The following is a 12,806-nucleotide window of genomic DNA, read 5'->3' on the forward strand; positions in this document are numbered from 1 at the left end:
GGTGCTGAGGGACTGAGGAAATCCTGATGAAGATCCACAAGTACGACACCGTCATCGTCGGCGCCGGCGGCGCCGGCATGCGCGCCGCGATCGAGTCGACGAAGCGCAGCCGTACCGCCGTACTGACGAAGCTCTACCCGACCAGGTCCCACACGGGCGCCGCGCAGGGCGGTATGGCCGCCGCGCTCGCCAACGTGGAGGAGGACAACTGGGAGTGGCACACCTTCGACACGATCAAGGGCGGTGACTACCTGGTCGACCAGGACGCCGCCGAGATCCTGGCGAAGGAGGCCATCGACTCGGTCCTCGACCTGGAAAAGATGGGCCTGCCGTTCAACCGCACGCCCAACGGGACGATCGACCAGCGCCGCTTCGGCGGTCACAGCCGTAACCACGGCGAGGCGCCGGTCCGCCGGTCCTGCTACGCCGCGGACCGCACCGGTCACATGATCCTCCAGACGCTGTACCAGAACTGCGTGAAGGAGGGCGTGGAGTTCTTCAACGAGTTCTACGTCCTCGACCAGCTGATCGTCGAGGTCGACGGTGTGAAGCGGTCGGCCGGCGTCATCGCCTACGAACTGGCGACCGGTGAGATCCACGTCTTCCAGGCGAAGGCCGTGATCTACGCGTCCGGCGGCTGCGGCAAGTTCTTCAAGGTGACGTCGAACGCCCACACGCTGACCGGTGACGGCCAGGCGGCGGTCTACCGTCGCGGGCTGCCGCTGGAGGACATGGAGTTCTTCCAGTTCCACCCGACCGGCATCTGGCGCATGGGCATCCTGCTGACGGAGGGCGCCCGCGGTGAGGGCGGCATCCTCCGCAACAAGGACGGCGAGCGCTTCATGGAGAAGTACGCGCCGGTGATGAAGGACCTGGCGTCACGTGACGTCGTCTCGCGGTCCATCTACACGGAGATCCGCGAGGGGCGTGGCTGTGGCCCCGAGGGCGACCACGTCTACCTCGACCTGACCCACCTCCCGCCGGAGCAGCTGGACGCCAAGCTGCCCGACATCACCGAGTTCGCCCGTACCTACCTGGGCATCGAGCCGTACACGGACCCGATCCCGATCCAGCCCACCGCGCACTACGCGATGGGCGGCATCCCGACGAACGTCGAGGGTGAGGTGCTCCGCGACAACACGACCGTGGTGCCCGGCCTGTACGCCGCCGGTGAGGTCGCGTGTGTGTCGGTGCACGGCGCCAACCGCCTCGGCACGAACAGCCTCCTGGACATCAACGTGTTCGGGAAGCGGGCCGGTATCGCGGCGGCGGAGTACAGCCAGAAGGCCGACTTCGTCGAACTCCCCGAGAACCCGGCCGAGTTGGTGATCTCCCAGGTGGAGCACCTGCGCGAGTCCACGGGCACGGAGCGGGTCGCCGCGCTGCGCCTGGAGCTCCAGGAGACCATGGACGCGAACGTCATGGTGTTCCGTACCGAGCAGACGATCAAGACGGCGGTGGAGAAGATCGCGGAACTCCGCGAGCGCTACCTGAACGTCTCGATCCAGGACAAGGGCAAGCGGTTCAACACGGACCTGCTGGAAGCCATCGAGCTCGGCAACCTGCTGGACCTCGCCGAGGTCATGGCGGTGTCGGCCCTGGCCCGCAAGGAGTCGCGCGGCGGTCACTACCGCGAGGACTACCCGAACCGCGACGACGTCAACTTCATGCGCCACACGATGGCGTACCGCGAGGTGGGCGACGACGGCACCGAGTCCATCCGTCTCGACTACAAGCCGGTCGTCCAGACCCGCTACCAGCCGATGGAGCGTAAGTACTGATGGCAACCCCTGTTCTGGACAAGACGGACGCGGCCGGCGAGCCCGAGCCCGGCTTCGCCGACTCCCCGTACATCACAGCAACCTTCCGCATCCGCCGCTTCAACCCGGAGCTGGCGGCCGAGGCGGTCTGGGAAGACTTCCAGCTGGAGATCGACCCGAAGGAACGCGTCCTCGACGCCCTCCACAAGATCAAGTGGGACCAGGACGGTTCGCTCACGTTCCGTCGCTCCTGCGCGCACGGCATCTGCGGCTCGGACGCCATGCGGATCAACGGCAAGAACCGCCTTGCCTGCAAGACCCTGATCAAGGACATCAACCCCGCCAAGCCGATCACGGTCGAGCCCATCAAGGGCCTGACGGTCCTGAAGGACCTCGTCGTCGACATGGAGCCGTTCTTCCAGGCGTACCGCGACGTGATGCCCTTCCTCATCACGAAGGACACGAACGAGCCGACGCGCGAGCGCTTCCAGACGGCGGAGGACCGGGAACGGTTCGACGACACGACGAAGTGCATCCTGTGCGCGGCGTGCACGTCGTCGTGCCCGGTGTTCTGGAACGACGGCCAGTACTTCGGCCCGGCGGCGATCGTCAACGCGCACCGGTTCATCTTCGACTCGCGTGACGAGGCGGGCGAGCAGCGCCTGGAGATCCTGAACGACCGGGACGGCGTCTGGCGCTGCCGGACGACGTTCAACTGCACGGACGCGTGCCCTCGTGGCATCGAGGTCACGAAGGCGATCCAGGAAGTGAAGAGGGCGCTGATCACTCGGCGGTTCTGATCTTTCGGAGTTACCGAGTTCGCCCCAGGGCCCTGTTTCTGTATCAACAGAAACAGGGCCCTCAGGCGTTTTTGGCGTGATTGCGCTGCTACCAGGGGGCGCATTTGTAGGTCACACTCCGAACGCGTGGTCTTCGGCGCTTTCGGAGGGGGCTGGCTTGGAACCTGGCGGGGAATCCACGCAGAGAAGACGGCTGCCCTGGCACGCGCCCAGACCCTTGGGCTACGGGCCGGCCAGCAGTTCCGCGCTCTTCGTGGCATCACCACTGCTCACGGCCGCCGCTTTGTCTCTCGCGGGTGTGGTCGGTGGAGCGGACGACGAATTCCGCTGGCCCGGCCCCATTCTCCTGCTGCTCGTCATCTCGGCGCTGGCGCTGGTCGCGAGCATTCAGCTGGGCTATCAGGGGCGCCTCTACTTGTACTCGTACGACGACCTGGTCAGTTGGAAGTCGATCGAATTCGTCGATGCCGAACAGATGTCGCTGTTCAAAAGGCAGCAGGAAGATCAGAAGAAGTGGCGGAAGTACAACACCGCGGCGGTCCACTGCTTCAACGGGGGAACCCTCCTGCTGGGACTTGGGGTCGCCGCGGCGCTCGTACCGCCCAAGTGCAGTATGCAGTCGGAGTGGCGCTGGGCAGCCGCTGCGGTCGTCCTCGTCGCGACCATCGTGGACGGTGTCTGGATCAGCTATCTCCATCTGAGAGTCGCCGATCCGCCCAGCCGAATTCTGCGCACAGTCCGCCGAATCCTTCACAAGGAGCCGCCAGATGCTGACTGACATCGAACTCCCCGGATTCCCGCCCGAGGACGGCAGACCCTGCTGCCTCTACTGCGACACCCCACTTTTCCCCGAGGGCGAGTACGTCGTCTATACCGAGGCCGAATTCAAGAAATGGGAGGAGTCCATCCGGCCACGCAGTGCGCCACGGAACACGGTTTTCCGCGATTTGCACGGAAAGGCCGGCCGTCACACACCCACCTGTGACTACCGCGATCTGCCGCCCATCGCACTCTGGCAACAGGACCTCGATCTCATGGACCACATACGCACCAAGCTCTCCGGGGCCAAGCAGTCCTCCCCCTGATCACAGCCCCTCCACAACCGGCCACTACGATTGCGCCACGCGCCGCCTCCCCATTGCGGCCGAAGTGGAAGTGGACGGGCGATGGTGAACGGCGGCGTCGGGAACCGGGCGTCTCGGTTTCGGGTGTGGACGGGGATCGTCGTGCTCGGCGTCGGCTGCTTTCTCGCCGGGGACTCCGCTCGGCGGACCGGCGAGGCACTGATGTTCGTCGCCCGTTGGTGGCCGTGGATCCTCCTGGCCGTGGCTCTGCTGAACCTGCTCAGGTCGGCGATGCCCACGGGTTCGTACATCGGACCGCTCGTCCTCGGCACCGTGGCGCTGGTCGGACTGGCGATGTCCGACGGCGCCGGCACCCGAGAGGTGAAGGACATCGCGCTGCCCGGCGTACTCGTCGTGGCCGGCGCCGGGCTCGCGCTGGCGGCTTCGCACGATGCCCGGACGACCAGTTGGACCCGGTTCCTGACGACCGGCCGGGTCACCATGCCGAAGGGGTCGCGCGGGACGGTCACCGTCCGGGCCGTACTGGGCGACCTGCGTGCCGACCTGACCCAGGCGCCGGCCGACGGCGAGACGACCGTGCACCTCACGGCGATCGCGGGACATGTACAGGTGACGGTCCCGAAAGACCGGGCGGTGCGGGTGCACGCGTCCGGGGCGGTGCTCACGCACATAGGGGAGACGGGCGTCGACCCGGTGGAACCGGCCGACCTCTCAAGGGGATTCACGATCCATGTGCTGGGGGTCTGCGGCGCGGTGGGCATCGTCCGGGTGTAGCCCGCGCGGGCGGCGGTCGGCGCGATGGTGGTCGTACGGGAGATCGGGCCGCCCTCGACCGGTGAGCAGGTCGGAGACGCCCGCGAAGAGTGCGTCCTCTTCCTCGGGCGTGCCCGGCAGCGGCAGGTGCAGCGCGTCCACCAGGTCGAACCGGTGAACGTCGAACACGACCCGCATCAGCCCCGCGTACGACTGCGCCGCGATGACCGCACCCTTGTACGCGACCGCCGCCAGCAGCAGGGCGGCGGCGCTGAGCCAGCGGTACGCGGGTTCGTCGTACAGGGCTGTCGCCGAGACGACCGTCAGAGCGAGGAAGCTCCAGCAGAGGTTGGTCGCCACGTCCAGGGCGTCGCGGGTGGAGCGCAGGACGTCGGACATACGGTCGGAGACCTGCATGTATATGCGGGGCCAGGAGGCGAGGGTGGAGAGGCCGTAGCGCTCCCCTGCAGTCATCTCGCCGGCGCGCAGGGCGTTGCCGAGAGCGGTGGGGAGAAGTACGTCGACGGGTGGGCGGGCGCCGAGCCGTCGACCTGCGTCAGCGCGTACGCGACGGCCCGCCGCTCCTCTCGATGCCCCGCTCGATGTCCTGCCGCCCTGCGCCCGCTCCCGCAACGCCTCCCAGCGCCGCCGCTGCACCTCGACGAGTACGCCGGCCAGCCGAGCGGTCAGCGGCCACCGGTCCCAGTAGCCCTCCAGGACGCGTACGGCCCGTACCTGGAAGGGCTGGAGGAGAAGGGCGAGGAGACCGGCGCACGCGGTGAGGGCGAGGAGGGTGGCGGCGACGGCACCGGAGGTCGCGGGGACGACGGCACCCCAGTCGCTGCGACGCCCGCCGAAACTCCCCGCGCGCACAAGGGCCCAGAGGCATCCGACGAAGAGCCCGCACGGCACGAACCCGACCACAAGCAGCCGCCGCACGAAGCCCTCCCCCTTCGACCAACGCCTTCGACCAACGCCGCTCGGACAACTCGCGCCCCATACGTACCTGAATACCCATCAGTATGACTAGGAACTTGGTCAACTCCCGTTACAGACTGGGCACATGAACAATCTGAGGAAATCGATCGCAGCACTGTCGGCCGTCGCAGCCACGACAGCCACGCTGCTCGCGATACCCCCCACTGCCTCGGCAACTCCCGCGACAGACACGGCATTTGGCCAACGACCCCTCGCGCGGGAGAACTTCGACCACCTCCCCCTCGGCCCGGTCACCGCCGGCCACGGCTGGACGACGGACACCTCCAACGGCACCCTGACCGTCGCCCGGAGCGCGAACGGCAAGGGCCGCGAACTCCGCATCCGTACGGAGGGCAACGGCCGCGCGTTCGTCGTCTTCCCCGACCTCGCCCCGCCCGGCAACAGCTACTGGGCCCGCCTGCGCCTGCGCGTGGACGCCTTCCCCACGGCCCCCGACTGGGCCCACTGGACGATCGCGGAGGCCTCCGGCGCCGACTCCCCCACCCTCGTACGCCCGCTGGGCGGCCAGTACGCCCCCACGGACAAGGGCAACTTCTGGGGCGCCGGCTCCGATCTGGGCCCGACGGGCGACTGGACGTCGTGGAAGACGTCGGCACCGGCGGTCGCGGACAAGTGGAACTGCGTGGAATTCCATCTCGACGCCGCGGACAGCCGGGTCACGGTGTACTTCGACGGGGTCGAGCAGTCCGACCTGACGGTCGACGCCACCCATCACGGCGGCGCCCAGGACTCCGACTTCGCCTTCCCGACGTTCGACAAGCTGAAGCTGGGCTGGCAGCTGTATCAGGGGAACCCGTCGCCGGCGTCGTACGACGTGCGGATGGACGATGTGGTGGTGAGTCCGGGGCGCGTGGGCGGGTGTTGAGGCGGGGCCTCTGACCCGGTCGGTGTAGGGGTGAGGCGGTGCCCTGCCTCACCCCGTACCCCTTTTGGAATCACCCCGGCCCGGGTGACGGTCCGCTCAACCGAGGATGAGCGGGAGCCTCGCGGCGAGGTCATCGAGGGCGACTGTCTCCGCGTCCGTCGGCGTACGGCGGCCGGTGCCGATCAGCAGCGCGTCCTCGTCGGAGAAGGCGGCAGGAAACCCCGCACCCGCGATCGCCTCCAGCGATGCGCGTGCCGCCGCGAGAGTCTCGGCGGGTGGCGTCTGCACAGGTTGCGGCAGATACGCGATCAGGTCGAGGTGGTGCAGGGTCCATTCGAGGACGTACGCGGAGAGGTAGTCCCCGACGGTCAGCACCTCGTCGCGGGTGCCGACACGGACGGCGGGATCGGCGAGCTGGGCGGCGCGGCCTGCGGCGGAACCGACGTCGTCGAGGTGGAACTTGAGCAGCGCGGGCTCGCCGTAGGCGGCGGCCAAGCGGGGGATCAGGGCGTCGAGCGGGTCGTCGCCGGTCGGGGGTTCGGTGCGGACGTCCCAGTAGGTGGCGGCGTCGACGGTCGGCTCGGCCTCGGTGGGCGTGACGAGGGTGATCAGGACGTCCTGGGCATCGATGACCAGGTGACAGACCAGGTCCCGTACCAGCCAGCCGGTGCAGCCGGAGGGGCGCGCGAAGTCCTCGTCGGGGATTTCGGCGACGGCGGTGAGCAATGCCGTCCAGGAGCGCGAGAAGAGATCCACCTCAGCACGGTATTGCGGGACGGAAACGGCGGACAAGCGCATTCGAGTCCCTGACATGATCGACCCCAACATGTCATGAGCAGAGCGACCTCTGGGGAGAGGTCGGGGGGAGGTACGCAGCGATGCGCACCATCACAGAAGGCGTGCTGGAGTCCAGTCGGTGCCCTCAGTGCGGTACGGAGATCCAGGCGGACAGCCGTTTCACCAAGTGGTGTCCGGCCTGCGACTGGAACGTGGATCCGGGCGGCCCGGAGGAGAAGAAGGGCAGGCTTGAGTCACTGCGCCGCACGCTGGCGCAGCGGCACGGCGAGAAGCTGCTGGCCACGATGAGTACGGACACGGCTGAGGAGCAGCGGGCTCGTCGTGACGTGTACGGCGTGCTGGCGTACGCGGTCGCGCTGTTGATCCACGGAGTGACGGCCGTCCTCTTCGTGACCGGAGCCTGGTGCTTGGTGAGGGGCTGGGGCGGATTCTTCATGCTGCCCGGGGTGTTCCTGTTGCTGCTGGGCTGGGCCCTGCGTCCCAGGCTGAACCGGCTCCCGAAGGATGAGGACGACGGTGTCGTCCTGCGCCGCCCCGACGCGCCCGAACTGTTCGCGCTGATCGACGAGATCGCCGAGGCGTCGAGCACGAGGGGTGTGGATGCCGTGGCGGTCAACGCCGAGACGAACGCGAGCGTCCGGACATACGGCCTCCGTGGCCGCCTGCTCACCCTGGGCCTCCCCCTGTGGGAGTCCCTCACCCCCGAGCACCGAATCGCCCTGCTGGGCCACGAGTTGGGCCATTACAGCAACGGCGACGCGCAGCGCGGCCTGGTGCTGGGGACGGCGTACCGCTCACTCGGCCTCTGGCTCCACTACGTCTCCCCCATCGCGAACCCGACGAACGCCCTCCAGATGATCACCAACCTGGCGTACGTCGTGCCACGGCTGCTCGTCCTGGGCGTACTGATGCTGCTCGACACCCTCACCCTGCGCGCCAAGCAGCGCGCCGAGTACCTCGCCGACTCGGTTGCGGCGCGGGTCGGTTCGACGAGCGCGGCGGTCGGCCTGATGGACCGTCTCCTCGTCACCGACTCCATCGTCATCACCCTGCGCCGCGAGGTGAACAGCCGACGCGTGCGCCGCGGCGGACAGACCCGGGGCACCGAAGGCGACGGCCTGTGGGAGGAGTTGACGGCGCATATCGACTCCATCCCGGAGTTCGAGTACGAACGCCAGCGCCGCGTGGGCGCGTTGCGCGGTCACAGCGTCGACGCGACCCACCCGCCTACCCACTTGAGGCGCCGGCGGCTGCTCGACGGGGCGGCGGTTCCGGCGTTGGTTGCGGCGGACGACGAGCGGAGCGCGCGTATCGCCGCCGAGTTGGCGGGTGCACGGAAGGTTGTGGCGCGGGAGGTTGTGAGGGACGGGGTCGACGGGGCGTAGCGAGCCTTGGAGGCGGAGGCGGAGGCGGAGGCGGAGGCGGAGGCGTAGGCGTAGGCGTAGGCGTAGGCGTAGGCGGAGGCGTAGGCGTAGGCGGAGGCGGAGGGTGAACGATGTGGCGCGCTGCCGCTGTCGGGAGTCACTCCGATCCGGACTGCCGAACAAACTGGCCGTAGCTCCCTCCCAACGGCGTACAACCCTCTGAACACCGCGCAGGTCTTATGTGCGCTCCCCGTCCGGCGCGCGCCGCAGTCCCACAGCAGCTCAATTCGGCTCAGGTACTCCTGGATGCCGTTCGCGCGCGGCGCGGCCCGGCCGTACGGCCTGTCCGGACGGGGGCGACCAGACCACCGCGGGCAGCCGCAAGGCCCCGCGTACCGCAGGAGACACATGTCCATACGCGCCACCGCTCGCCTGGTCCTCGCGACGGCAACATCCGTCGCGCTGACCGGCGGACTGCTCACCCTCTCAGCAGGCCCCGTGAACGCGGCCACCCCGGCCAGGTACGCCGACGACTACAACGGCGACGGCTACCGCGACTACGCGGTCGGGGACAGCGACTCGGTCACCGTGACCTACGGGACCGCGACGGGTCCCGGCACCAGAAGCAAGAGGTTCACGCAGAACAGCGCCGGCATACCGGGCGTCGCCGGGGACGCCGGAGGGTACAGCGACTCGTTCGGCAGCTCGCTCGCGAACGCCGACCTCAACCGGGACGGGTACGCCGACCTGGCCATCGGCGACCGGTCGGAGAAGGTGATCGGCAAGGCCGGGGCGGGTGCGGTCACCATCCTGTGGGGTGCCAGGGCCGGTCTGGGAGCCAAGGCGTCCCGCGTCCCCGTCACGACCCGCGCCGACTACGGGTTCGGCAACGAAGTCGTGACCGGCGACTTCAACGGCGACGGCAAGCCGGACCTGGCCATCGCGGACGGGATCGGGACGGTCTACATCTACCGTGGCGGCTTCTCCCCGACCGGTACGACGGGCAGGGTCACCCGGCACGAGAACTGGGACCTGGGCGAACCCACCGGGCTCGTCGCCGGAAGGGTCACCAAGGACAAGGCCACGGACCTGTACGTCCTCGGCCAGGGTTACAAGGACGACCGGATGACGCAGGCCGCCTGGTTCCTGCGCGGCGGAGCCACGATCACGTCGGGCAGGCTCACGACGTACAACAACTCGCAGCCCGACTACAGCCCGACGGGTGTCATCGCCGACTTCGACAAGAACGGCTACGGCGACCTCGTGGTCAGCGACGTCCCGTACAACAGGGGCGCAGGTTCGGTCGTCATCCTGCGCGGGAGCAGCACCGGCCCGGTGAGCAGGTACTCCCGGCTGACACAGGCGAATTCGGGTGTCCACACGGACGCCACGAAGGGCGACGCCTTCGGCTACGCCCTCTCCGCCGGCGACACCAACCGCGACGGCTATCCGGACCTCGCGGTCAGCTCCATCGGGGAGAAGGTCGGCTCGGTCTCGGACGCCGGTGGCGTCCATGTCCTGCGCGGCGGCAGGAACGGGCTGCCCGGCGCGGGTTCCCAGTGGTTCACGCGGGCTTCGGCGGGAGTGCCGGGGAACGCAGCGCAGCAGCAGATGTTCGGCCTCGGCGTCCGCCTGCGGGACATCGACCGGGACGGCGACGCGGACCTACTGATCTCGGGGCAGTACGGCACCGGGAACGTGCTGCTTCGGGCGGGGGCTGGCGGCATAACGACGAGGGCTGCGAGTGAAATCTCGGTTCGGGCCGACTTCCCGCAGTAGGGGGCGGTCCGGTCCGATGAGGGGCCCGGTGACTGACGTGTGCTGTCTGTCGGTCACCGGGCCCTGGGGCGCCGATTCAGGTGGCGGAGTTCTCCGCGCAGAGCGCGCGGATACGGGCCAGCAGCGCGAGCGGGTACGGGTCAGGCTGTACGAGGTGCGCGTGCGCACTGTGCGCCCACACCACCCAGCCTGGCCCGGAGTTGGCGTGCACGTACGCCACCACGACCGCATCGTCGGGGTCGAGGATCAGACGGTCGCAGTGACGGCACATGTGCAGCCCCGGCGGCGTCATGACACGTCCGCGGCCCGGGCGTGGCAGGTGCAGCCACAGCGGCGCATCAGCAGCAGCCCGCCTCCATGGGGCAAGGGGACGTCCTCGGTCTGGCGACAGGTGCGGTGCAGCTCCGCGTACTCCGGCCGCTGCGCGACTGTGCATTCCGCCGAGGGGGGTGGGGTGTCCTGGGCGGCACGGGTGGTCACAGCGCGGGCTCCTGCTTCCGGTGAAGCGGGCAGGCGCAGGGCGGGAACGCGATCCTCAGGGGGATCGGCTCGTCGCTCCCCAGGACCCTGACGGTGCCTCGGTCCTCGACGATCTCACCGGTCCCGCTGCGCACGGTGTAGACGTGGATCGTCATCCTGGCCCCGGGGTCACGTTCTCGCTCGGGGGCTGTAGTTTTCGACATGTCGACGCTCCTGGTCAGTGTTGGCCACGCCCCGGGGCCGTTCGCGCGGTTGCCGGGGTATTTCGCGTCAACTGTCCGCCTTGGTAAGGCTGCTGACTTCCCACCTGTGGGTATCCCCATCATGGGTAGGCTGAGGTCCAGCCGAGTGCAGCACACTGTCATCAGCGGGCACGACGGGACGCCTCATGACCGGTTACGTACCATCTACCGCGCTCCCGCACGGGCTCCTGGACCGTGCGGACATGAGAACCGCGATCAGGGCGCACGACTTCGGCACGGTGTTCCGCCTCGCTCGGAGTGAGGCGGGGATCAGTTACTCGAAGATCGCTGCCGAGTGCGACATCAAGCCGGAGCGCGTCGGGTTGCTGGCACGTGGGCACGGCAGTGTGACCACCTTCGAAAAGGTCGCCCGGATCGCCGACGCGCTGCGCATCCCCGGAGCCATGCTCGGTCTCGCCCGACGTGAGTGGGAGGAACCGTCGGCACCGCACCGCGCGCTCCCCAGACATCTACATCCGATCACCACCGAAGGAGGCGGAAACGAAGTGCGGCGTAGGGAGTTCTTCAAGTCATCGGCCGGGGCTGGGCTCGCCGTGGGTTTGCCCGAACTTTCTCGCCCCAAGGTGGGCCGCCGCGTCGGAAGCGACTTCCCCGAGCGGCTGCGGGAGCGCACCACGCGACTACGCCGCCTGGACGACGTGCTCGGAGGCGGGGACACGTACCGCGTCTACCTGGGCGAGTACCAGGCCACCAAGGCTCTGATCCGCGACGCGACCTACAGCGAAGGTACGTACAAGTCGCTGCTTTCCGTGCTATCCGAACAGGCCCAGCAAGCCGGTTGGGCCGCGTTCGACAGCGGCAGACACTCCGATGCGACCGGGCTGTACGAAGCAAGCCGCACGACTGCCATAGAGGCCGAAGACACCGCACTCGCTGGCAACGCGCTCGCCTTCCTCGCCTACCAGGCAGTCAGCGGCGATAGGCAAGCCGGCATAGAGACAGCCGCCCGCTCGTGTGCCACTGCGGGGCCTGACGCGGCGCCAGGGGTACGCGCGCTGCTACAGGAACGGCTTGCCTGGGCGTACGCGGTCGCGGGACTCGCAGGTGAGACTGAACGCGCCCTCGCTGCCGCAGAGTCGGCGCTCGCGGAGATCGACGACGCGCCGCAGCCTGACTGGGTGGCGTGGGTCGACCGGAACGAACTGAGCATCATGACGGGCCGGTGCTGGACGGAACTCCGGCGCCCGCTCCGCGCGGTCCCGGCTCTGGAGACGGCCTTGGCGGAGTACGACGACGCGCACGCACGGGACAAGAGCCTGTATATGTCCTGGCTCGCCGACTCCTACCTGGCTGCCGGGGAGATCGAACAGGCGGCCGCCGTGACGAGCCGCGCCCTCGATCTCTCCGCTGGGGTGGCCTCTGTCCGGCCGCGGGAGCGACTTGCCCCAGTTCTGCGACGACTTGGTGGACATCGGGCGCTTCCGGAAGTTGCCGAGGCACTGGACAAGGCTCAAGCCTGACAGTCGATCACTCTGCGGGCATATGCCGGAGGGTCGCGTTTACCCATCGCAGGTAGGCGTCCGACCCGGCCACAATCGGCACGGCCAAGATCTCCGGGTTCTTCCACGGGTGGCGTTCCAGGAGGTGGGCCTCAAGTTCGGCGTACCTGTCGGCCCGGGTCTTCAGGAGGAGTTGCCATTCCTCACCGGTCCCGAACTCGCCCTCATGCCAGAAGACGGAGCCAACTGGCCCGACGACCTGCGCCCCAGCCGCCAACCGACCGGTCACCACCGACCGAGCCAGCTCCACCGCCTGCTCACGCGTCTCGGTCGCCGTCGACACTTGCACGAAGTCAGGCATGTGGACGAGCGTATCTCGCAACCGGTTTATGAGCCGGGGAAAGTTCTCCCGCGTACTGAT

At 68.5% G+C, this 12,806-nt stretch carries 15 protein-coding genes; 9 read left to right on the forward strand and 6 right to left on the reverse strand.

Annotated features, from left to right (window positions below; genetic code table 11):
• Positions 1–26: 26 nt before the first annotated feature.
• The 5 genes from sdhA (at position 27) to OG734_RS16340 (ending at position 4,419) form a co-directional block, all read left to right on the forward strand.
• Complete coding sequence (gene sdhA / locus OG734_RS16320) at positions 27–1,781, forward strand: succinate dehydrogenase flavoprotein subunit (RefSeq protein ID WP_330288226.1); 1,755 nt, start codon at positions 27–29, stop codon at positions 1,779–1,781.
• Positions 1,781–2,560: a succinate dehydrogenase iron-sulfur subunit gene (locus OG734_RS16325; protein ID WP_330288227.1), complete on the forward strand. Its 780-nt coding sequence runs from the start codon at positions 1,781–1,783 to the stop codon at positions 2,558–2,560. Before sdhA ends, OG734_RS16325 begins: the two co-directional genes overlap by 1 nt.
• A gap of 253 nt (positions 2,561–2,813) precedes the next feature.
• Positions 2,814–3,338, forward strand: coding sequence for a hypothetical protein (locus tag OG734_RS16330; RefSeq protein WP_330288228.1), 525 nt, complete (start codon positions 2,814–2,816; stop codon positions 3,336–3,338).
• Positions 3,328–3,645: a hypothetical protein gene (locus OG734_RS16335; RefSeq protein WP_330288229.1), complete on the forward strand. Its 318-nt coding sequence runs from the start codon at positions 3,328–3,330 to the stop codon at positions 3,643–3,645. The genes OG734_RS16330 and OG734_RS16335 overlap by 11 nt, the downstream gene beginning before the upstream one ends.
• Positions 3,646–3,726: 81 nt before the next feature.
• On the forward strand, positions 3,727–4,419 hold the full coding sequence (locus OG734_RS16340) for a hypothetical protein (protein WP_330288230.1): 693 nt from the start codon (positions 3,727–3,729) through the stop codon (positions 4,417–4,419).
• On the opposite strand, the gene OG734_RS16345 is transcribed toward OG734_RS16340, so the two are convergent.
• Complete coding sequence (locus OG734_RS16345; protein WP_330288231.1) at positions 4,357–5,337, reverse strand: hypothetical protein; 981 nt, start codon at positions 5,335–5,337, stop codon at positions 4,357–4,359. The genes OG734_RS16340 and OG734_RS16345 overlap by 63 nt on opposite strands.
• A gap of 124 nt (positions 5,338–5,461) precedes the next feature.
• Between OG734_RS16345 and OG734_RS16350 the strand changes: the two genes are divergently transcribed.
• The gene (locus OG734_RS16350; protein ID WP_330288232.1) at positions 5,462–6,262 is read left to right on the forward strand and encodes a hypothetical protein; all 801 of its coding nucleotides are present in this window, start codon (positions 5,462–5,464) and stop codon (positions 6,260–6,262) included.
• Between the two features lie 96 nt (positions 6,263–6,358).
• Here OG734_RS16350 and OG734_RS16355 read toward each other — a convergent pair whose 3' ends face one another.
• Complete coding sequence (locus OG734_RS16355) at positions 6,359–7,018, reverse strand: maleylpyruvate isomerase N-terminal domain-containing protein (RefSeq protein WP_330288233.1); 660 nt, start codon at positions 7,016–7,018, stop codon at positions 6,359–6,361.
• Positions 7,019–7,140: 122 nt separating this feature from the next.
• Here OG734_RS16355 and OG734_RS16360 point away from each other — a divergent pair, with 122 nt between their 5' ends.
• Entirely contained in the window at positions 7,141–8,445 is a 1,305-nt protein-coding gene (locus tag OG734_RS16360; protein WP_330288234.1) for a M48 family metalloprotease, read from the forward strand.
• Between the two features lie 387 nt (positions 8,446–8,832).
• The gene (locus OG734_RS16365; RefSeq protein ID WP_330288235.1) at positions 8,833–10,203 is read left to right on the forward strand and encodes an FG-GAP and VCBS repeat-containing protein; all 1,371 of its coding nucleotides are present in this window, start codon (positions 8,833–8,835) and stop codon (positions 10,201–10,203) included.
• A 76-nt stretch (positions 10,204–10,279) separates the two neighbouring features.
• On the opposite strand, the gene OG734_RS16370 is transcribed toward OG734_RS16365, so the two are convergent.
• The 3 genes from OG734_RS16370 to OG734_RS16380 are packed head-to-tail and all read right to left on the reverse strand — an operon-like array spanning position 10,280 to position 10,886.
• Complete coding sequence (locus OG734_RS16370; RefSeq protein ID WP_330288236.1) at positions 10,280–10,495, reverse strand: hypothetical protein; 216 nt, start codon at positions 10,493–10,495, stop codon at positions 10,280–10,282.
• Positions 10,492–10,683: a hypothetical protein gene (locus OG734_RS16375; protein ID WP_330288237.1), complete on the reverse strand. Its 192-nt coding sequence runs from the start codon at positions 10,681–10,683 to the stop codon at positions 10,492–10,494. Before OG734_RS16375 ends, OG734_RS16370 begins: the two co-directional genes overlap by 4 nt.
• Positions 10,680–10,886: a hypothetical protein gene (locus tag OG734_RS16380; RefSeq protein WP_330288238.1), complete on the reverse strand. Its 207-nt coding sequence runs from the start codon at positions 10,884–10,886 to the stop codon at positions 10,680–10,682. The genes OG734_RS16375 and OG734_RS16380 overlap by 4 nt, the downstream gene beginning before the upstream one ends.
• Positions 10,887–11,128: 242 nt before the next feature.
• On the opposite strand from OG734_RS16380, the gene OG734_RS16385 reads away from it, so the two are divergent.
• Positions 11,129–12,406 (forward strand): XRE family transcriptional regulator, encoded by a 1,278-nt coding sequence (locus tag OG734_RS16385; protein WP_330288239.1) that lies wholly within the window; start codon positions 11,129–11,131, stop codon positions 12,404–12,406.
• 7 nt (positions 12,407–12,413) lie between these two features.
• Here OG734_RS16385 and cutA read toward each other — a convergent pair whose 3' ends face one another.
• A complete protein-coding gene (cutA, locus tag OG734_RS16390) occupies positions 12,414–12,746 on the reverse strand; it encodes a divalent-cation tolerance protein CutA (protein WP_330288240.1) in 333 nt (110 codons plus the stop codon).
• Between the last annotated feature and the right edge of the window lie 60 nt (positions 12,747–12,806).

Source organism: Streptomyces sp. NBC_00576 (genome assembly GCF_036345175.1).
Taxonomy (GTDB): domain Bacteria; phylum Actinomycetota; class Actinomycetes; order Streptomycetales; family Streptomycetaceae; genus Streptomyces.

What these genes read in the sequence shown, in the direction of transcription:
- sdhA (WP_330288226.1), top strand. Translation starts at nt 27, where the DNA reads ATGAAGATCCACAAGTACGACACCGTCATCGTCGGCGCCGGCGGCGCC.
- OG734_RS16325 (WP_330288227.1), top strand. Translation starts at nt 1,781, where the DNA reads ATGGCAACCCCTGTTCTGGACAAGACGGACGCGGCCGGCGAGCCCGAG.
- OG734_RS16335 (WP_330288229.1), top strand. Translation starts at nt 3,328, where the DNA reads ATGCTGACTGACATCGAACTCCCCGGATTCCCGCCCGAGGACGGCAGA.
- OG734_RS16340 (WP_330288230.1), top strand. Translation starts at nt 3,727, where the DNA reads ATGGTGAACGGCGGCGTCGGGAACCGGGCGTCTCGGTTTCGGGTGTGG.
- OG734_RS16350 (WP_330288232.1), top strand. Translation starts at nt 5,462, where the DNA reads ATGAACAATCTGAGGAAATCGATCGCAGCACTGTCGGCCGTCGCAGCC.
- OG734_RS16360 (WP_330288234.1), top strand. Translation starts at nt 7,141, where the DNA reads ATGCGCACCATCACAGAAGGCGTGCTGGAGTCCAGTCGGTGCCCTCAG.
- OG734_RS16365 (WP_330288235.1), top strand. Translation starts at nt 8,833, where the DNA reads ATGTCCATACGCGCCACCGCTCGCCTGGTCCTCGCGACGGCAACATCC.
- OG734_RS16370 (WP_330288236.1), bottom strand. Translation starts at nt 10,495, where the DNA reads ATGACGCCGCCGGGGCTGCACATGTGCCGTCACTGCGACCGTCTGATC.
- OG734_RS16380 (WP_330288238.1), bottom strand. Translation starts at nt 10,886, where the DNA reads ATGTCGAAAACTACAGCCCCCGAGCGAGAACGTGACCCCGGGGCCAGG.
- OG734_RS16385 (WP_330288239.1), top strand. Translation starts at nt 11,129, where the DNA reads ATGAGAACCGCGATCAGGGCGCACGACTTCGGCACGGTGTTCCGCCTC.
- cutA (WP_330288240.1), bottom strand. Translation starts at nt 12,746, where the DNA reads ATGCCTGACTTCGTGCAAGTGTCGACGGCGACCGAGACGCGTGAGCAG.